Raw genomic sequence first — 19,357 nt, forward strand, 5'->3', positions numbered from 1 at the left:
GCTTCCATGTCTGTATCTTACAACCCCAACCTTTAACGAAACTTAAAAAGGTTGTTCAAAAAGTCATCTTTCCACGACGAAGCAGATCATGCAAAAAAATTGCCGGGCCCCGGCCGGTTGATGCTATCATTAAGTACATGTTCAAAGGGTCACTGTTGGAGTGACTTTTGGACAACTTCATTAAGATTGATTAAAGGTTTCCTTCCTATAATGAACTTACATAGCCACACAAAATGAAGGAACGAAGGAGAACAACATCCCATGCGCATCTTAATCGTCGAAGATGAAGTGCATCTTGCCGAGGCACTGACTCAAATATTGAAGAAGAACAATTACTCCGTCGACACCGTCCATGACGGCCGGTCCGGATTGGACAATGCCCTCAGCGGAATCTATGATTTGCTGCTGCTGGACATCATGCTGCCCGAGATGGACGGAATCACTTTGTTGAAGACGATCCGCTCCGAGGGAATCGCCACACCCGTCATCATGCTCACCGCCAAGGGCGAAATTTCGGACAAAATCTCCGGCCTGGATTACGGCGCCGACGACTACGTCGCCAAGCCGTTCTCGACCGGCGAGCTGCTGGCCCGCATCCGGGCAGCCTTAAGACGTAAAGGCGAGGTCGTTCCCGACGACAGCCTCAAGTTTGGAGACATCGAATTGAATACCTCAACCTTGAAGCTGAGCTGTAACGGGAAAGAGCTGAAGCTGATTTTGAAGGAAAGCGAGCTGCTGGAACTGCTGATGACGAGAAAACAGGCGGTAACGTCCAAGGAGCAGATCATCGAAAAATTGTGGGGGTTCGATTCCGAAGCGGAGTATAACAACGTGGAAGTGTATATTTCGTTTTTGCGGAAAAAGCTGACCTTTCTGAACGCCTCCGTCAAAATCCATACGATCCGGGGCGTAGGCTACGTGCTGGAGGTGATCTCCTGATGTTCAAGAAACTGCGTAACCGGTTCCTGCTCATGAATATGGTCATCATCTCGATTATCATGCTCGTCGCCTTTACGGCCATTTACACGATTACGTATCAAGACGTGCGCCGGGATATCGGGATAGAGCTTCAGCAGGTTTCAGAGTTCTACCGGAAACCCGGCGGAAATATCGACAAGGGCGGCATGGGCATGGGAAGCGGCATGTCCGGTGGAATGGGCGACATCCTCACCGATAAAGAAGAAACCGTCCAAAGCATGCAGCAAATGCCGGGAGACCGGGCCCGCCGCTCGTCGCGGGGACAGAATCCTCCCCCCGAGCTCTCCGTCTCGTTTGCGCTGCAAACGGACCGGGACTGGAACCTGTTATCGGTCAATTCCCGCTTCGATATGGATGAAGAATTCTACGAGCTCGCCAAGGAGAAGGCCGATCTCCATCCGGCCCTAAACGGCCGGTTCACCTTGGACGGGAAGCAGTGGGCATACACCGTGCAGCAGAGCAAGGACGGGTACTCCGTCGTCTATCTGGATGTTTCCGCCCAGCTCAAAATCCTTACCAATCTGATCTACACCTTTTCCGCAGTGGCTCTGATCATGCTGGTAGTCATCTACTTGACGAGCCGTTATTTTGCCAACCGTTCCATCGCACCCGTCAAAGAAGCCTTCGACAAACAAAAGCGGTTTATCGCCGACGCCTCGCATGAGCTGAAGACGCCGCTTGCGGTCATTAACACCAACGCCGACGTTCTGCTGGCGAACAGCGAAGATACGATAGAGGAACAGGCCAAATGGCTGCATCATATCAAATCGGAAACCGAGCGTATGAAGACGCTGACGAACGACCTGCTATACCTTACGCAAATGGATGATGCCCGCGAGCAAATGATTCATGTCCCGTTCAACCTGAGCGAAGCCGTCGAGAGTATCATTCTTACGATGGAAGCCGTCATATTTGAAAAGGAAATCGATCTTGCCTATGAAATCGAACCCGGCCAGACGTTGACGGGTAACAGCGAGCAGATCAAACAGGTAGTCATGATCCTGCTGGATAATGCGATTAAATACACTCATTCGAAGGGCACCATTGAGCTGTCATTGAAGAAACAGCATAATCATCTGCTGCTAAAGGTGAGCAACACGGGCGAAGGCATCGCCCCCGAGCATCTGGGCAAAATCTTCGACCGCTTCTACCGGGCGGATACCTCCCGCTCCCGCAAGCACGGCGGCTACGGACTCGGACTTGCGATCGCCAAGTCGATCGTGGAGCAGCATAAGGGGAAAATTTACGTGAAAAGCGTACCGGGGGAAACAACGAGTTTTTACGTACAATTGGGCTGAGGATCGGTCGATTATGATTATTCACGGAATTCCCAGCCATGAGGATGACCATTTGATATAATAGCGGCATCGCCGCCAGTGTGCAGACCGGTATAACAAGATGATGGTATAGGAGGATTCGCAAAAGTGGCCGTACTAATCAATCAACAAATTAGAGCATCCGAAGTGGTTCTCACCGGGTTGCGGGGGGAAAATATCGGCATCGTATCCAGATCAGAGGCGCTCGCCATGGCCCGTTCCGCAGGAGCGGACCTGGTCTGCACCTCCCTGATGAGCAGCCCGCCGCCCTGCAGCCTGATGGCGAAAGGCAAGGCAAAAGCGGCCGCCCAGAAGGAATCGGCCGCACGTAAGGGTGATGCCGGCCGGTCAGCCGGTCGCGGCAGCAAGGAAAAAGTGAAGGAGCTTCGCTTCACCGCTCATATCGAGGAACATGATTACGACACGAAGCTGCGCCAGGCGGACAAGCTTCTCCTCTCCGGCAAGCCGGTCCAATGCGTCGTCAAGGCCTCCGGCGCGAAGGAATCCGCCGCAGCCAAAGCAGTCCTGGAGCGGCTGTTGGCCGACCTGAAGGAAGTCGGCGTGAAGGAAACCGGCATCCAAACGAGCGGCAAAGGCTCGCAGGTGAAGGTGAATCCGCGCTAAGGTACGCGCAGCTAGTCATCTAGTCATCTAGTCAGCTAGTCATATAGGCGCAACACCACACAGTGCCGGACCCGGCCGGAATCTCTCTATCCAAGCTTAATCGCTTGATACAGATCCTCCGGCCGGGCACGGTATACTTGAAACTTCTGTCCGAAGAAGTCGACCTTCTCCGCGGCGGTAAAACCGATGCGCTTCAAAACCCTTCGTCCGTCATCCGTAATCGCAATAGCGCCAATCTCATCGACGATGATACCTTCGCTCTCCAGACGCCGCAGTTCGTCGGGAATGGCTTGGATCAGCGCTTTGGCATATGCTTTTCGCAACGGATCATGAATGTCGACGATGAAGGATATCAGATAAAGGCAAACATGCCTGGGGGCATCATACGGTAACAGGTGCCGGGGCAATTCTTCTTCCTCCAGCGTACCGCACAGCATGGATTCATAATCATCGCGGGTCAGCGGAAACAGGCTGAAAATCCCCTTGATTCCGCCCGATGCCGGCAGCACGTTATAGACCTCATCGTTTATCTGCATATTTCGCTCCACATAGCCTTTATCCACATGCCACTCTTCCGGGTATATTGCATAATTGAGTGCCAGCATACCGTTAATATCGGAGCTCACAGCTTTCCGGACCTTATACAACGAGCTTTCCATGGCTCTCCTCCGTCTCCTTGCCCGGTTCGTACTTCTCAATGATGGAACGATAGAAATTCGATAAATCATTTTCATACAGATTATACGACCGCTTAATAATCTCCCGTGCTTGTGACGACCGCCCTATAAAATATTCTATGTATTCCTTCCAAGCATCCCAAGTCTGCTTATCGGTCTTGTTCTTGATGATATGTTTGTTGTAAAATTCGCACACCACGTCGAAATAATTTAGGTAATAGTAGATCAGCGCTTCTTTCTTGGCCTTAAGTTCCGGAGTCTCCTCGATCTGATCCGTCAAGGGATGATCATCGTAAATCGTCCACAGCAGAGGATCGGCAATCATCATTTTGTTTACTTCCAGCAGCATCTTCTGATGTTCCTGCTTCGCTGTATTACGGATAGTAATCCGGTTGAAGCGGTAGGTAAAAATCACCGTCAACGCGGTCAAAAAGAATGAAATCATGGATATGGCAAACGATACGGACGAAAGCAATGAAACTCCTCCCTAGCAAAGCTAAAATGGTTAGACATGAAACCCGGCTCCTCGGGTGCATGAGCTAATCTATTCTACCAAAAAAAAGACACCCCTTGGGTGCCTTTTCAACTTTATTTTCCGTATAGCCTTTCCGAGCCCGGAATCCTTTGCATTACATTATTGCTCTGCCGGGGAGTGCTCTTTAGCCTGCTCCTTCGTCAAGAACCATCCCGCTACGCCGATCACGATCAGAACGATATAGAAGATCAGTTTCCACAGCGTAGAATGGGCAAATTCATAAGGGATAATTCCTACGTCTTCATGCCCTAAAGTCAACACGGCCAGCTTCACGCCGACCCAGCCCACGATGGCGAAGGCGGCAATCTCAAGGCCCGGTCTGGAATGAAGCAGCTTAACGAACAGATTGGCGGCAAACCGCATAATAATGAGTCCAATCAACCCTCCGAGAAATACGACGATGAATTTCCCTCCGTCCATGCCGCCGATCGCCGGAAGCGTGGTGTTCGGAAGTGTCATGGCGAGCGCTACGGCGGCAAGAATGGAGTCTACCGCAAAAGCGATGTCCGCCAGTTCCACTTTAAGCACGGTGGCCCAGAATCCCGACTGCTTCTTTTCTTTCTTTTTCTTACCGGTATCTTTGTTCTTGAACGCCAACTTTCTCACAATATGGTTGATCGAAATAAACAACAGGTATAATGCGCCGATCGCTTGGATCTGCCACACGTCGACCAGGAATGAAATGATGAACAAGGAGGCCAAACGAAATACAAAGGCTCCTACAAGTCCGTAAAATAGCGCCTTCTTCCGGTCCGCTTCGGGAAGATGTTTTACCATGATCGCAAGGACCAGGGCATTATCCGCTGCCAGCAAGCCTTCAAGCGCGACTAACAATAACAGAACCCATCCATACTCGAACAATATCGATAACTCCATATAGTTCCCTCTCTCCTTTTAAATGCCTGTCTTTGGTTTATAATCCCCATAATTCTAAATTTCAAATTCCAAGGTCTGCATTTTGGACTTGATGGTTCCTCCCTTCATGATCATGTAATCAGGGAAACAAAAAAACCTTCACCGCACGCTCGGCAAAGGTTTCTATAAACAGAAAAGACCTTCGCCAGTAACAGGCAAAGGTCTTGCTAACAACGAAATTCGTCGCCAACAAAGCCGGGAGATGAATACCTCCGAAATGACGACTTTGTTGTAAAAGCTACTCCCCTTTAGGAAGACTATTAAATTTATTTTAAATATAAGCTATCTACTGGGGATTTGTCAAAGGATCCGGGTCATATTCGCTTAACTTTCCTTCATAGATCAAATCGAGGCGTTCGCTCTGCCTGAAATCATCCGGTGTAACCAGTGCGGGCAGCTTGTTCCACAGTTTGATACCTGACCGTTCCAAAATTTCCGCGACGAATTGCGAGCAGAAGTAGGAGTTGCTGAATTCGACCGGTTCTTTGAGCGCAATCCCGATCACGCCGAGAATATTGTATAGATACTTCTTATCCTTACGGATAAAGAGTTGAAGAACCCGCTTCATCTTTTCAACCTCGCGGTCAGTGACACGAAGCTCGTAAATCACGCACGTCGTATTCGGATATTTGCTGAATGTACCCGTTTTGAGATCCTCCTTTACGAACCCGCCGTTCAATGGATTGTTCGGATTCTTTCTACCGAAGCTGTAGAGCTCGGATAGCTCCCGGTTAAAGGAGATCGAGGCGTGATTATAGGGCGCTCTTGTGTAGCCTTGAATCATCTTCGTAAAGAGCGTCCCCGTATTCGTAAGCAAAATAAACACCGACCGATCAGCTACCATTACGAAATTTCCCCTTATCAAGATTAGACTATTCCTTCATAATAACATAGGATGCCTCTCAAGGAATCCTACCTGGCAACAAGGAGTGATGAATTGCGCATGAGCAGCTTGCTGATAACGCTGGTCGTGATTTTTATTAGCTTAACGGCCATCCACTCGATTTACTACGGACTGCGCCGGAGTCAGCCGGATAAGGACTACTCCGCCTTTGGCGTCCGACTTAGGACTTGGTGGGGCATGTTCCTGATCTTGTGTCTGGCGACCCTGTTCAATCCGGTCGTGTCCCTTCTGGCTATTATGATCCTTTCTTTCTTCGCTCTAAAAGAGTATTTCGCCATGATCCGGTCCAGAAAGGCCGACCGCCGGCTGTTCCTTTGGGCCTATCTGACGATTCCCGTGCAATTTTACTGGATCTATATCGAATGGTACGGCATGTTTATTATCTTCATCCCGGTTTATGTCTTCCTGCTCCTGCCGCTCCCGCGCATGATTAACAAAGGAACGGTGGGCTTTCTGCGCAGCGTCAGCAGAGTTCAATGGGGACTCATGCTGATGGTGTTCGGCCTTAGCCACCTCGCCTACTACCCTTTCGCCACTCCGAAGTACGGGGCGGGGCTGGTACTCTTTTTGGTCGTGTTGACGACGTTGAATGATATCGTACATTATGTGGCCTCTCTCTACTTCGGGAAGCACAAAATCGTCCCGACCGCCAATCCGTCCCTGACGTGGGAAGGGTTTGCCTTCGCTTTCCCTGTAACGACAGCGGTATCGTATCTGATCTACCCTTACCTGACTCCGCTGGACCCGGCGTTCGGGCTGTTTTCCGGCATGCTGATCAGCTTGAGCGGCTTTTTCGGCAGTCTCACCGTTTCCGTGCTGAAACGGGATTTGCTGATCGGTGATGATGATAAATCCCAGACGCTAGGTAAAGGCTACTTAAGCCTGGTCGACACTTTAACTTATACGTCGCCCGTACTTTTCCATGTGATCCGTTATTTCTTTGATTTTATGTAGCCATCGGATTATCCATCGACTCTGGATGAAACGGCAGGAAGGAAATCGGCTGCGCCCAACGAATGGAATATAAGATTAATGAAATCATACTTTAAGAGGTGGACCATGAGACTATCCAGCATTTTAAGCGACGGCATGGTACTGCAAAGAAATTCAGCCGTACCCCTATGGGGAATGACCGGTGCCGACCAGACCGTGCAGATCTTTTTTAACGAAAAAGAATACAGCATTCAGAGTGATTCGGGCGGCGTATGGCGGACGACCCTGAAAGAGATGGAAGCGGGCGGCCCGTATGAAATGAGACTCTTATCCGGTGATCAGGAGGTCGTCATTCGGGATATTCTGATAGGCGATGTGTGGGTGCTGGGCGGGCAGTCCAACATGGAGCTGCCGATCCGCAGAACGCTCGATTTGCTGGCGGATGAAGTAAAGCAGGTCAACCTGCCGCTGATTCGCCAATTCGCTGTACCTCAAACTTATAATTTCCATGCTCCGCAGCAGGAGTTATCGGGTGGGCAATGGATCGCGGCAACGCAGGAGCATATTCTGAATTTCAGCGCGGCCGGCTTCTTCTTTGCGCGGGAGATCCAGGAGCGTTATGGCGTGCCGGTGGGACTGATTCACGCCGCGGTAGGCGGAACGCCGGTCGAAGCCTGGATCAGCGAGCCAACGCTGCGAGGCCTCGGCGGCTATGAAGACATATTGGATCAATGTAAGGACGACAACTATGTAACCGGTACCAAAGTGAAAGAAGAGGAACGTAACCAAGCCTGGTACGGCCGACTTAACGAGACCGACTTGGGCCTTAAAGAAGGTTGGTTCCGCGACGCGTGGGATACTTCGGATTGGGAAGACTTTGTAGTGCCCGGTTCCTGGTCAGGCAGTGAACTGGAATCGCTGCGCGGCACAGTCTGGTTCCGAAAGGAATTCGAAGTCCCTGCCTCCCTGGCGGAAAGCGAGGTTCTGCTGAAGCTGGGAACGATCGTGGACGCGGATGATACGTATATTAACGGGGTTTGTATCGGTAATACGGGATACATGTACCCGCCCAGACGCTACCCTGTTCCCGAAGGGCTGTTGAAGCCTGGCGTTAATTCCATTGCCGTTCGCGTGATCAGCACCCACAGCACCGGGGCCTTCATCAAAGACATGCCTTACAAGCTGGTGGCCGACGGACAGGAGCTGGATTTGGAGGGCGTATGGAAGTACCGGATCGGCACGGTGACCGAGGCGATGCAGCCCCAAACCTTCTTTCAATATATGCCTTCCGGCGTTTACAACAGCATGATTTCGCCTTTGCGAAACTATGTGATCAAGGGAGCCTTGTGGTATCAGGGAGAATCCAATGCCGGGCAGCCTGCCGGGTACAGCGAGAAGTTTGCCGCCATGGTTGGCGATTGGCGCCGCAACTGGGATATCGGCGAATTTCCGTTTATCTTTACGCAACTCGCCAATTTAGGCGAGGCGGACGGCCCTCAAACCGATTGGGCCGAGCTTCGGGAGGAGCAAAGAAAGGGCTTGCGAATTCCGGGCACCGCGATGGCAGTGACTTACGATATCGGGGAATATAACGATCTGCATCCCCAGGATAAGAAATCAGTGGGACAGCGGCTTGCGCTTGGCGCCAGAAAAGTCGCTTATGGCGAGGAAAGCCTGGTGTACAGCGGCCCGTTGTTTCATTTGATGGAACGCAGCGGGAATTCCCTGATTCTTCATTTCGATCAGACCGGGACTGGGCTTACTGTTCGTAATGGAGACAGCGAACTTCGGGGATTCGAGGTGTGTGGTCCGGACGGCACCTTCGTCCCTGCCAAGGCCGCGATCTCCGGCAATACCGTTATCGTTACACACGACAAGATCGACCAGCCGTCCCATGCCCGGTATGCCTGGTCGAATAATCCGGCCAAAGCCAATTTATATAATCGGGAGGGTTTACCGGCCTCGCCGTTCACTACGGAAACTCCGGTATAACTAGAGGCCCCGCCACAGGCAGTGATAGGGCCAACTTCTAACGGACACAGAAGCCGTTAAACCGCGCAAAAATGTAAGTTTGGAATTTTAACGGACATAGGAGCCGCTAAAATGTAGAAATTCGCCCGAAATCTAATGACCAAGCCCCGTTAAGGGCTGTGGCGTCCGTTAGAATATATAAAGAGCCAAATTTGAGGAAATAGCGTTCCTGGTGTCCGTTAAAAGAACTTGGCCGCCTGGAGAACAAGTTCGGTGTCAAATGGCAGATCAGCACGGAAGCTCCAGGAGCTCCAGGGTAAGGTTAAGCAAAAAATAAAGGCCGTCCCGGAGATGTTTCTCCCGGACGGCCCTTTTCATCTTATTTTAAAGATCGACGGTTTTGTTAATCTCCGTATCGGAATGTTTTCCCGTCAATTTGGAGAACAGACGCTTCACCATTTTGGTTTTGCTGCCTGTTTCCCAGTACTCCGCCGTATCGGCTTTGACCTTGATCAATACCAGGTTCGGGTCGTCGCTGGTGGTTTCCAGCAGTTTCTCGTACGCCATATTCCAGAATTCCTTGATCTTGGCACGATCCCTCACCAGCTCCGCCGTCCCGCGTATGGACACGTAAGATTTACCCACGTAAGCCACATTTACGTTCGGGTTGTGCTGGATTTCCTCGTATTTGTCTGTGTCAGCCATCGTCAGGAACCACAGGTCGCCGTCAAATTCAACCTCCTGAGTTTTCAGCGGACGCGATACCAGCCCTTCTTCCGTGACCGTTGTCAGCATGGCGGTATCGATCCCTTTAATCAAATCCCGGACCGTTTCGATTGCTTCCTGGTTAGCTGTCGGTATATTCGACATGGTTTATCACCTCTCTAGGTTTTATCCATCACATGCTTCACTGTTATCATAAACAGAATGCCGCAGGACTAACCATAAGCGTCTCGGATTTACGATTCGGACTCTTCCGTTTCCTCTTCTTCATTAGCCTGAGCCGCTTCTTTCCGGCTCCATTCCAGAAACTCGAGGGTATCCTCATCTTCCGGATCCATTTGGTGCGCGATTTCGAATGCTTTGACCGCTTCCTCATTCTGATCCAGATAATAATGGGCATACCCGACACGGAAATGCCAGAGCGGGTTATTCCGCCCCTCTTCGTCTATCTTGTTGAACCATTTGAGCGCATCTTTATAACGTCCCAGGTTATTCAGAGCACGCCCCAAATGAACGGCCAACTCGTCATCGACCAATGGGGTTGGAATCGTTATAATTTCATCCACGATTTTTTGGTATTCGTCGTTCTCATGCCACTTATTCAATTGCGCGATCAGTTCTTCTCTTGTCATTACTCTAACGCCTCCCGGATAACATCCTAACTGTTCTCTAACCATTACTTTACCATTTTCAGGACAGGTTTCCCAATGGCGCTGAGGCGATTCATCCAAATTAACCGGTTCTTGAGGACAAGGGTCACGTAAATGTAAAAAAAACCGCCCCGGAAATAGGAGCGGTTTGGGTACGGACTCATTGTCTATTTGCTATTTATCTCCATATTTGTTTAGTGCATCTTTGAAGATTTGCTTTAGTTTATCAGTAGGTTCACCTTTATACTGTAAATCAAATGAATTAGCTTCATTGATGTTTTGTATCTTACTCTTGTTTGGCTCTTCAAGAGGTACCTTCCCATAGTAAACACCTTTAACAAAGTAAATATTGGGGTCAGTTAGACTCTTGTCTAAAAAGAGTAAATATTCCTCGTTTTCATTCATCATTTGGTATCCCTCTACACCATAGATAGCTATACCGTCTTCTGTTTTTTCAGTTGCTCCATTTTCTTGAATAACGACTTCTGAACCCTCAGTAATATTTTCATTATTAGTTTTAAAAACTTTATTTACTTTTATAGCTGATTTAGTTCCGTAACTTATAACATCTCCCATTGAGTCCTTATCAAGGATTGTTTCTATCACACGATCCTTGGCTCCTTTGATAATTAGCTCTGCAGTAGTATCTAAATTATTAAAATCGCTGTAACTGATGATTTTAGCTGAAGAGTTAATATATTTCACCCTATCATGGGCTTTCTCATCCTTATTATTTAAAAGTCCAATTGATGAAATAGCTATTATGGTGATTAAGCTTATAGCAAGAAATATATTGCGCCGTTTCATAGTTTACCTCCTTAATCAATATATATATGATAAATACCATCTTTATCATCTTGTACAGGATAGACACTATTTTCCCATCCGGATGATACCATTATCGCAGGAACATCGTCTTCGTGGTCTAAGCCTAGAGCATGCCCCATTTCATGAGCGGTAGTTTCCTTTTGTTGGTCAGTATCTATATTCTTAAATCTTGCAGTGTTGATACTAATTACTGATCTTGAAGCCAGCCCGCCCGACCACTCACAATGCGCGTAAAACTGTCCAAGGTCATTATTTGCACTAGCTGCATACCATTTAACATCAGCAGAAGATGCTGATGTTGTAGCAGTCGCATTAATCTTTAAGTTCACACCAGGGACTCCATTCCATGCTGTGCTACCATGAGTAGCCGCAGAGGTGTATCCAATTTGTGAAATTGAACTATCGAACCAATACTTAATTTGGTTTGGCCTATCCACTCTTGAACCATTTAAGTGATAAGCATCTACCTGGCTATTTAATAAAGTAGTACTTAATAACGGAAGTAATAAACTTAGAGGCTTCCAAATTTTATAAAACGGTTTCTTTGATAACTGCATTTTTTATTTACCTCCTTCTATTTTTATATATTAAAACTCATATTTTACCAAAAAAGTTTCGTTATGGTTAGGAAATAATTCCAAAAATTCAACCTTCTCCCGTGGACAAGGGTCACGTAAATGTAAAAAAAACGCCCCCGAATCAGGAGCGGTTTCTATATAAAGGGTCTTCGTTTCTTTTTACGATCTAGGGAATCCGGTAATAAGTTGTTGAGGAATCACGTTGCCCTGTCCGAGCTTCACGGAAGCCTCCAGTGTCCAGAACGGATTTCTCAGCATGCCTCTTCCCACGGCAACCAAATCGGCATCTTCGTTTCCGATGACGGCATTGGCCAGGACCGGCTCATCCAGTCTGCCGACGGCGATCACCGGCACATCCAGCGCCTGCTTGATGTCTCTAGCCAGCGGAACCTGGTACGCAGCATGGGTACCCGGTCTGCCCCAAGCGGCGATCGGGCCTTCTCCCCCTGCGCTGATGTGGAACATGTCCACACCAGCCTCTTGATAGGCCTTCGAAATGGCGATGCTCTCTTGAATGCCATATCCGCCTTCCACGTATTCTTGCGCGGAAATCCGCATAATGAGCGGCATGTCGGCAGGCATCTCACTCTTCGCGGCCTGAATAACTTCTCTTCCGAACAAGGTCAAATCTTTCCCGAATTCATCGGTTCTTTGGTTCGTCAGCGGCGAATGGAACTGATGAATCAGGTAGCCATGAGCGCCATGAAGCTCAATCGTATCAAACCCGGCTTGAACGGCACGTCTTACGGCCAGGCGGAATTTCTCCACCATTTCCTTCACTTCATCCGTGGAAAGGGCTCTAGGCGTCTTCGATTTCTCGTCAAAAGGAATGGCCGAAGGCGCAACCGGAACGGCGGCATCCTCCGCTTTACGTCCGGCATGGGCGATTTGAATACCTATTTTTGCCCCATGCTGATGAACAGCATCCACAATGCGGGCCAGGGCCGGAACTTGCTCATCGGACCACAAGCCCAAGTCGTAGTCGGAAATGCGCCCGTCGGGCTCCACGTCCGTCATTTCTATGATGATAAGACCCGTGCCGCCAATGGCCCGGCTCACATAATGATTATAGTGCCAGTCGTTGGCGATTCCGTCTTTTTCGGTTACGGAGTATTGACACATCGGGGGCATAACGACGCGATTCTTTAATTCTAATCCCTTCAAACTGTAGGGGCTAAACAGCTGGTTCATCGTATTATCTCCTCCAATATTAAAATGCATGCGCATGCATATAAATTAGCATGCCTGAGTCTCAACGTCAAGCATCAAGGTTTTGTTATGAATTGCTGCAGCAGGTTTTGAAACTTCACCCCGGACAACTCTTCGGTAAGTACCGCCTGAAAGGTAGGCAGCGCCTTCTCCAGCTTGGCTTCCCCTATAGGTGTTATCGAAGTGTACACGGCTCTGCGGTCCTCTTCGCAAATCGTTCTTTGCAGAGCTCCGCAGCCTTTGGCTTCAAAGCGGCTCACCAGCCTGGATACCGCACTTTGGCTCAAGCCCACCATATCCTCCAATTGTTGCAGCTTCAGCTTTTTCTCAGGGGCCTCCGAAAGAAACAACAGCAAATAAAATTCGTTGAGCGGTAACTGGTGCTTCTCTTGCAAGGCAGCCTCCAGCTTGCTGGTAATGCCCATTTGCATCTGAGTTAAAGATAGCCAATTCCCGAGAAGACTATTCATCGGTTCTTTACCCATATAACAATCACCCATTTTCCGGTTATATAGCGGCTATACGCGCTTATTGTCGTTATTATTGTAACATTGTATCCAAAGCAATAACTATATACAAGAACTGCTGTAGCTCCCTAAAAATATTTATATATGAAAAAGGGGAGCCCCAAAAGGTCATGCGGAGAAGACCGGGACGCCCCTTTTATGGATTAAAGTGTATTATTATGCCAAGGTCTCCAACGGCTCATTATCCGAGAATAAATCCGGATTGGCCCGCAGCATATCGCTAAGAATCTCCGTAGTCTTGACCGTATCGCATACCAGCACTTCCGCATCTCCCAAACGAGCACGGCTTAGCGCGCCTTGCTCTTCTAGCACGCTCTCGACTTTCCAAAAATGCTCCGACCAGGGCAGTCCAGAGTGGCGTCGCGAAGGTACAGAAATTTCAGTGCCGTCTCCCAGCACGGTATATAGCTGTTCCTGTTCGTCCGTCATTCTTCCCGGGATGTCCACCCATTCCTCGATGCCGTGGATGAACGTATTTCTGCGCAGGTCGACACCCACGAGTATAATTGTAGCCTGCCTGTCGAGCAGTCTTCCCCAAGCGGACTGACGGTGACAAGGCGTATCCCAGCGTTCATCCCCCGTCGTAAACTCAGCCGCGTCCTTGCCGAGCGCAGCTACCGAGTGGGTCGGGTGAAGCGAGCGAATCACGCCCGGACGCTTGCGGAACAGCTCCGGAAGAATGCCGACGCAGACTTCGGACGTTTTGACGTAAAATTTGGGATTATCGGCATTAATCGTAGACCAGGTATGGGTGGGCAATACCAGTAATCCGTCTTTCATATACTCCGAAAGCGCATCCAATACAGTGTCTGCTCCTCCATCCACTTCCCCGATCTTCTTCATTGACGAATGCATAAGCAAGGTGCCTTGACGACGGATCCCCGCATCCTCCAGTTGCTTCATCAAGGATAACTTCGTGTGCATGACAAACCTCCGGCTGTACGTATTTTTATTCTTTTTGATGGTGCTGCATCCATTCTATCATGTTCCGGAAGGGGAATGTCCGACTACAAGATTTCCTTCGATGATTTGTCAAACCTGCCGCAAAATCTCCTGCAGATACCCGGACAGCTCCTTGGCTGCCTTGTGGTGAGCCTCTACGCCCGGATGGCTCCGGGAACCGACAGTTTCCTCCGTCATGTTGGGGAGCTGAAATACGGATACCCGCTTGTCTCCCGTTTCGCGGACATAAGCATCCACGCCCCGGTAGATCGCCGGCAGCATCGGGATCCCCAACATGCCATAAGCCCAGACTAGATGTGCCTGTTTGTTATAAGTTCTGAGTTTCGCAAGAAATCCGGAGACGGCCTGCTCAAAAGATTTTAAATCCTCTTCATGATAGGTTCCGTCTTCCAATAACCTCTGCTTGCGGGTTTCTCCCGTTACGGCGTCCCTCCATTCCGGGGATTGAAAGGCGCCCCCATCGTTCGTTCCAAGATTGATAACTACAACATCCGGCTGCCAGGCGTCAAAATCATGGGCTTGAAAGGCTCCGAGAGCTTCATTCTTCGGTCCGGCAAGAAGACCGCAGACCTGCTCATAATGGTCGGGAAGATTACAATTCGGATTGTTATCCCAACCGGTAAGCACGCCCCAACCGCTTTGGGAAATGACCCGGTACTCGGCATTCAAGGCGTCAGCCGTCATAGCCGTATAATTGTCCAGGGCGCTAAACCACATCGGAATCCAGTCTTCTTCGGCTTTACCCCCGACGGTTCCTTCGCCCGAGGTGATGCTGTCCCCTATGAATTCCAGCTTGTAGGGCTTGTCTTCCACGGGGAGAAATTCTCCGTCAAACTTCACCGCATGGATTTGCAACATGCAGCCGGGATCCCCGCTCATGGCTTGCAGTTCTTTTACAATGCGCACGTTCTTTACTGCATCCGGATTCATGCCCCTGAACACGCAGACCCAGTATCTTCCCGCTACAAGCATTTGCCGGCTTACCTTCGTACCGTTGATTACGATGCCGATCCAGGGTTCGTACACCTCATAGTCAACCTCGAATTCAATCCAAAGCTCCGATCCTCTGGCATTAAACTCCACGGCGCTCCCTGTCCAGAACAGGGTTAAGGGCGAACGACTTCCCGTGGTTCTGCCGTGTACCTTAAAATGCTCAATATCTAATAATCCCTGCTGTTTTAAGTTCTTATTAGGCTGCATGGTTATTTTCCATCTCCTTCGGCGCTATTCACTAAGTTATATATAGTTTAATGCATTAGCGGCAAAAGGGCTGTACTAAACCGATCTTTCAATTTCTATTTCCAATAAAAAAGAGAAGCCGAAGGCTCCTCATATCTTCTCGTGGACGTATCCGCTGATTCGGTTGATGGCTTGCTCACCGATCTGCCGCCATTTCGCTTCCTGTTCAATCCGGTCATCGGGGTCGATCGGCTTTTGGAATTGGTTTAACCCGACCGCGGCCAACGCTCCGAAATCCGTCTCGGTATCGATCCCCGTATGGACGATATGCTTGATTAAGAAGGGACGGTCAAATTCCAGCAAGGCATTGTCCCGGTCCAAACGGCCTTCAATGACTCTTGTCGGCAGCCTCAAATAGATAGTAATGCCTTCATTCTGATAGAGAATGGAATCGAAAAAGGCGGAATAATACTCCCAGCTCCCGCAAATATGGAAGCCCTCCCTCTCTACATTTCTACAAAAGTCACCGTAAAATGCGCGTTTTCCTTCAATACTGGACGGGATACTTAACATGACAGCTTCCTCCTGAATCGGATGTTATAACATCTATTCATTCCCAGGATGCCGCGCTTTAAAACACAAAAAGCCGGAAGCAGCTCCGGCCTTTTCGACTTAACTCCCCTTATTCAAGCCCCGCTTGGGCCTTGGTCAACAGCTTCCCCTTGTGAAACGAGAACACGGCGTTCGCGCCAATATCTCCGGCGCCCTGGTAAGAGTAAATCACCATATCCTCCGCCTCGCTGACCGCCTCTCCGTCTCCGCCTAGAATCTCAGCCACTTCTTTGTAGGTCATGCCTACTTCCGTTTTTTCATACTGCGCCAGGGTAATCAGAACGCCGTCCCCTTTACCGGTCGGAACCTCGACTACCGGAGTGAGCGTAGAGGTGTCTTCACCTTCCGGGACATCGACACTCGCCGAGGCCGCGTTCGACTTCATGCCTTCCAAGTCCTTCTCCAGCTCGGCCAACTGCTGCTCCAACCCGGCGACCTTTTCGTTCAAGCTGTTATATTCAGCCTGGGACGGGCCCGAAGAACCGCATGCCGCAAGCATAAATATCAGAATCAACAAAATTGGAAGTCCAAACCATAACCTCAGTCCTTGTTTCACAGAAACACCCCATTATGAAAATTTTAACATTAACAATTTTAATAATTTTATCATAAGGGGTTTCGGGCTGTAACTGAGACTTTGGCTCTGGGCATATATGCTTAAGCCAAAATTTATTGCCGCTTGAGTATTGCTTCACTTTGATATAATATTACTGCAAATAATGATACTGGCTATGATGGACCAATAGTACTTGATTGACTTGCACATTCAGCGATCCGGGGATGGTGAAAGCCCGGGGGCGGCATCAAGGAAAAGGCAGTCCGGAGCCGGAGTCTCGGAAAAAGAGGGCGATCCCGCAGGGATCGTCAACTAGGGTGGAACCGCGGGTGCATACAGCTCTCGTCCCTGGGCATCGGTCGTAGGATGCCTTTGTGACGGGGGCTTTTTTTAACGTTTCCGATTAGCGGGCATCTGAAGCAACTTAATAATCGAAGGAGAGATCAACTATGAGCAGTACCAAAACTATGGATCAAGTCGTCGCGCTGGCCAAGCATCGCGGATTTATTTTTCCGGGGTCGGAAATTTACGGCGGTCTGGCGAACACTTGGGATTACGGTCCGCTCGGCGTCGAGCTGAAGAACAACATCAAACGCGCCTGGTGGAAAAAATTCATTCAAGAGTCCCCTTACAACGTCGGTCTGGATGCAGCGATTTTGATGAATCCGCGGGCTTGGGTGGCCTCGGGCCACGTCGGCAACTTCAACGATCCGATGATCGACTGCAAGCAGTGCAAAGCGCGCCACCGCGCGGATAAAATTATCGAGAATGCCCTTGATGCTAAAGGCATTGAGATGGTCGTCGACGGCCTGTCGTTCGACCAGATGAAAGCCCTGATCGATGAGCACCAAATCGTCTGTCCGGATTGCGGCAGCCGCGACTTCACGGATATCCGCCAGTTCAACCTCATGTTCAAAACGTTCCAAGGGGTTACGGAGTCCAGCACCAACGAGATCTATCTTCGTCCGGAAACGGCGCAGGGCATCTTCGTCAACTTTAAAAACGCACAGCGCACCATGCGGAAGAAAATGCCATTCGGCATCGGCCAAATCGGCAAGAGCTTCCGGAACGAGATCACCCCGGGGAACTTTACGTTCCGTACGCGGGAGTTCGAGCAAATGGAGTTGGAGTTCTTCTGCAAGCCTGGCGAGGATCTCAAATGGTTCGAATTCTGGCGCGGCTTCTGCCGCGATTGGCTTTTGTCGCTCGGCATGAACGAAGAAAACATGCGCCTGCGCGATCACTCGGAAGACGAGCTGTCCCACTACAGTAACGCTACGACCGACATCGAGTACCGCTTCCCGTTCGGCTGGGGCGAGCTGTGGGGCATCGCCGACCGGACCGATTATGACCTGAAGCAGCATGCGGAGCATTCCGGCGAGGACTTCAACTACATCGATCAAGAGTCGAACGAGCGCTATGTTCCTTACTGTATCGAGCCATCGCTCGGAGCCGATCGCGTAACGTTGGCCTTCCTCGTCGATGCCTATGAAGAGCAGCAACTGGAAGGCGACGACAGCCGGACCGTGCTCCGCCTTCATCCTGCGCTCGCGCCGTTCAAAGCGGCCATCTTCCCACTGTCGAAGAAGCTTAACGACGGAGCTCAGCGCGTGTTTGCGGAATTGACCTCCGATTTCATGGTCGACTATGACGATACCGGCTCCATTGGTAAACGGTACCGCCGCCACGACGAAATCGGTACGCCGTACTGCATCACCTACGACTTCGAATCCGAAACCGACGGCCAAGTCACCGTACGCGAACGCGACTCCATGACGCAGGTGCGGATGCCAATCGCGGACTTGAAGCAATTCTTAAGCGATCGGATCAAGTTCTAAAGCCCTCCCCCCTCTCGCCGAATAAGCGGAGGGGGATTTTTTTACCGCCAATCGTACGATACGAACACTCGCAAATTTTTAAGTTCAGATTTGCATCAGGAGGGTAGCTGCTGCACCCGCCTGCAGAGCATTCGGAGCTGTTACAAAAACATTGATTAAGTCGCATTCCGCCACTGGAACACTTCCCGTGACACTTCGGCAAGATTGCCCTTCATTGATCGTTACAGTAAGAGAAGTTGGATTGAAGTTAGCCCCATTATCGGTACTGATGAATACAGTCGCTGTAATCGGCCTAGCAACCTCTGTTCGGACTGTAAACACCAAAGTCGTGATTGTACCGCTTCGGGGAATAACCACATTGTTTGATTCTGCCCCTTGGGCACCTTGGCCAGCTGTTCCTAAACCCAAAAAGTTATTTGGGCTCAAGTTGTCCGAGGCAAGAAATATGGGCCATATTCCTGGGCCTGGAACACCCTGCTCTCCCCGAGGTCCTTGGGGCCCCGTTTCTCCCTGAGGCCCTTGGAGTCCTGTTGCTCCCTGAGGCCCCTGGGGTCCGATTGGCCCTGTATTCCCGTTCGCCCCGGCAGGTCCTTGAGGTCCTTGAGACCCAGGTATGCCCTGAGGTCCAGCGGCTGCCGTAACATTTACTTTTGGCGGGGGACACTTAACAATGAGCTTTGTGAAGTGACGCTTTCTTTTCTTTAAAACACAGTGCCGTTGCAATTTTCTTTTTGAAATTTCCGGTTTTTTTACACATCTAGATTCTATTATGAGAAACACCTCCTGTTTGGGTATATATTATGATTTCAATTATTTTTAGATTGGATTTCTACCTAGAGCC

21 protein-coding genes are annotated in these 19,357 nt (G+C 49.9%); 6 read left to right on the plus strand and 15 right to left on the minus strand.

Translation table 11 applies throughout. The features are described 5' to 3' along the window. Positions 1 to 261: 261 nt before the first annotated feature. From NYE70_RS16745 to infC, 3 genes are all read left to right on the plus strand, one after another. Positions 262 to 939 (plus strand): response regulator transcription factor, encoded by a 678-nt coding sequence (locus tag NYE70_RS16745; RefSeq protein ID WP_211024868.1) that lies wholly within the window; start codon positions 262 to 264, stop codon positions 937 to 939. Continuing rightward, complete coding sequence (locus NYE70_RS16750) at positions 939 to 2,276, plus strand: sensor histidine kinase (RefSeq protein WP_341046986.1); 1,338 nt, start codon at positions 939 to 941, stop codon at positions 2,274 to 2,276. Before NYE70_RS16745 ends, NYE70_RS16750 begins: the two co-directional genes overlap by 1 nt. 126 nt (positions 2,277 to 2,402) lie before the next feature. After that, positions 2,403 to 2,918 carry a translation initiation factor IF-3 gene (gene infC / locus NYE70_RS16755; RefSeq protein ID WP_341046987.1) on the plus strand — a complete coding sequence of 172 codons (516 nt, stop codon included), beginning with the start codon at positions 2,403 to 2,405 and terminating at the stop codon, positions 2,916 to 2,918. Between the two features lie 86 nt (positions 2,919 to 3,004). Here infC and NYE70_RS16760 read toward each other — a convergent pair whose 3' ends face one another. The 4 genes from NYE70_RS16760 to NYE70_RS16775 form a co-directional block, all read right to left on the minus strand. After that, a complete protein-coding gene (locus NYE70_RS16760) occupies positions 3,005 to 3,577 on the minus strand; it encodes a hypothetical protein (RefSeq protein WP_211024860.1) in 573 nt (190 codons plus the stop codon). Further along, on the minus strand, positions 3,558 to 4,070 hold the full coding sequence (locus NYE70_RS16765) for a hypothetical protein (protein WP_211024858.1): 513 nt from the start codon (positions 4,068 to 4,070) through the stop codon (positions 3,558 to 3,560). Before NYE70_RS16765 ends, NYE70_RS16760 begins: the two co-directional genes overlap by 20 nt. A 159-nt stretch (positions 4,071 to 4,229) precedes the next feature. Further along, positions 4,230 to 5,006 carry a TerC family protein gene (locus NYE70_RS16770; RefSeq protein WP_341046990.1) on the minus strand — a complete coding sequence of 259 codons (777 nt, stop codon included), beginning with the start codon at positions 5,004 to 5,006 and terminating at the stop codon, positions 4,230 to 4,232. Between the two features lie 325 nt (positions 5,007 to 5,331). Beyond that, positions 5,332 to 5,889 (minus strand): hypothetical protein, encoded by a 558-nt coding sequence (locus NYE70_RS16775; RefSeq protein WP_290406776.1) that lies wholly within the window; start codon positions 5,887 to 5,889, stop codon positions 5,332 to 5,334. 99 nt (positions 5,890 to 5,988) lie between these two features. Here NYE70_RS16775 and NYE70_RS16780 point away from each other — a divergent pair, with 99 nt between their 5' ends. Next, on the plus strand, positions 5,989 to 6,903 hold the full coding sequence (locus tag NYE70_RS16780) for a phosphatidate cytidylyltransferase (RefSeq protein WP_290406775.1): 915 nt from the start codon (positions 5,989 to 5,991) through the stop codon (positions 6,901 to 6,903). Positions 6,904 to 7,008: 105 nt separating this feature from the next. Continuing rightward, complete coding sequence (locus NYE70_RS16785) at positions 7,009 to 8,874, plus strand: sialate O-acetylesterase (protein WP_341046992.1); 1,866 nt, start codon at positions 7,009 to 7,011, stop codon at positions 8,872 to 8,874. A gap of 363 nt (positions 8,875 to 9,237) precedes the next feature. Here NYE70_RS16785 and NYE70_RS16790 read toward each other — a convergent pair whose 3' ends face one another. The 10 genes from NYE70_RS16790 to NYE70_RS16835 form a co-directional block, all read right to left on the minus strand. After that, positions 9,238 to 9,723: a pyridoxamine 5'-phosphate oxidase family protein gene (locus tag NYE70_RS16790; protein WP_211024849.1), complete on the minus strand. Its 486-nt coding sequence runs from the start codon at positions 9,721 to 9,723 to the stop codon at positions 9,238 to 9,240. Positions 9,724 to 9,812: 89 nt separating this feature from the next. Then, positions 9,813 to 10,208: a tetratricopeptide repeat protein gene (locus NYE70_RS16795; protein WP_211024847.1), complete on the minus strand. Its 396-nt coding sequence runs from the start codon at positions 10,206 to 10,208 to the stop codon at positions 9,813 to 9,815. A gap of 192 nt (positions 10,209 to 10,400) precedes the next feature. Further along, entirely contained in the window at positions 10,401 to 11,033 is a 633-nt protein-coding gene (locus NYE70_RS16800) for a hypothetical protein (protein WP_290406772.1), read from the minus strand. Positions 11,034 to 11,044: 11 nt separating this feature from the next. Further along, positions 11,045 to 11,611, minus strand: coding sequence for a matrixin family metalloprotease (locus NYE70_RS16805; protein ID WP_341046997.1), 567 nt, complete (start codon positions 11,609 to 11,611; stop codon positions 11,045 to 11,047). A 180-nt stretch (positions 11,612 to 11,791) separates the two neighbouring features. Continuing rightward, the gene (locus NYE70_RS16810) at positions 11,792 to 12,823 is read right to left on the minus strand and encodes an NADH:flavin oxidoreductase/NADH oxidase (protein ID WP_341047000.1); all 1,032 of its coding nucleotides are present in this window, start codon (positions 12,821 to 12,823) and stop codon (positions 11,792 to 11,794) included. 74 nt (positions 12,824 to 12,897) lie between these two features. After that, positions 12,898 to 13,326 carry a MarR family winged helix-turn-helix transcriptional regulator gene (locus NYE70_RS16815; protein ID WP_341047001.1) on the minus strand — a complete coding sequence of 143 codons (429 nt, stop codon included), beginning with the start codon at positions 13,324 to 13,326 and terminating at the stop codon, positions 12,898 to 12,900. Between the two features lie 198 nt (positions 13,327 to 13,524). Then, positions 13,525 to 14,292: an AAC(3) family N-acetyltransferase gene (locus NYE70_RS16820; protein WP_341047003.1), complete on the minus strand. Its 768-nt coding sequence runs from the start codon at positions 14,290 to 14,292 to the stop codon at positions 13,525 to 13,527. 108 nt (positions 14,293 to 14,400) lie between these two features. Continuing rightward, positions 14,401 to 15,531 (minus strand): SGNH/GDSL hydrolase family protein, encoded by a 1,131-nt coding sequence (locus NYE70_RS16825; RefSeq protein WP_341047005.1) that lies wholly within the window; start codon positions 15,529 to 15,531, stop codon positions 14,401 to 14,403. A gap of 129 nt (positions 15,532 to 15,660) precedes the next feature. After that, on the minus strand, positions 15,661 to 16,083 hold the full coding sequence (locus NYE70_RS16830; RefSeq protein ID WP_213653483.1) for a YugN family protein: 423 nt from the start codon (positions 16,081 to 16,083) through the stop codon (positions 15,661 to 15,663). Positions 16,084 to 16,192: 109 nt separating this feature from the next. Continuing rightward, on the minus strand, positions 16,193 to 16,678 hold the full coding sequence (locus NYE70_RS16835; RefSeq protein ID WP_341047008.1) for a hypothetical protein: 486 nt from the start codon (positions 16,676 to 16,678) through the stop codon (positions 16,193 to 16,195). A 449-nt stretch (positions 16,679 to 17,127) separates the two neighbouring features. Between NYE70_RS16835 and NYE70_RS16840 the strand changes: the two genes are divergently transcribed. Further along, the gene (locus NYE70_RS16840) at positions 17,128 to 18,516 is read left to right on the plus strand and encodes a glycine--tRNA ligase (protein WP_341047010.1); all 1,389 of its coding nucleotides are present in this window, start codon (positions 17,128 to 17,130) and stop codon (positions 18,514 to 18,516) included. 84 nt (positions 18,517 to 18,600) lie between these two features. Here the strand turns inward: NYE70_RS16840 and NYE70_RS16845 are convergent, their stop codons facing one another. After that, the gene (locus NYE70_RS16845; RefSeq protein ID WP_341047011.1) at positions 18,601 to 18,942 is read right to left on the minus strand and encodes a hypothetical protein; all 342 of its coding nucleotides are present in this window, start codon (positions 18,940 to 18,942) and stop codon (positions 18,601 to 18,603) included. Positions 18,943 to 19,357 lie beyond the last annotated feature (415 nt).

The organism is Paenibacillus sp. FSL R5-0407 (assembly GCF_038009185.1).
Taxonomy (GTDB): Bacteria; Bacillota; Bacilli; order Paenibacillales; family Paenibacillaceae; genus Fontibacillus; species Fontibacillus vini.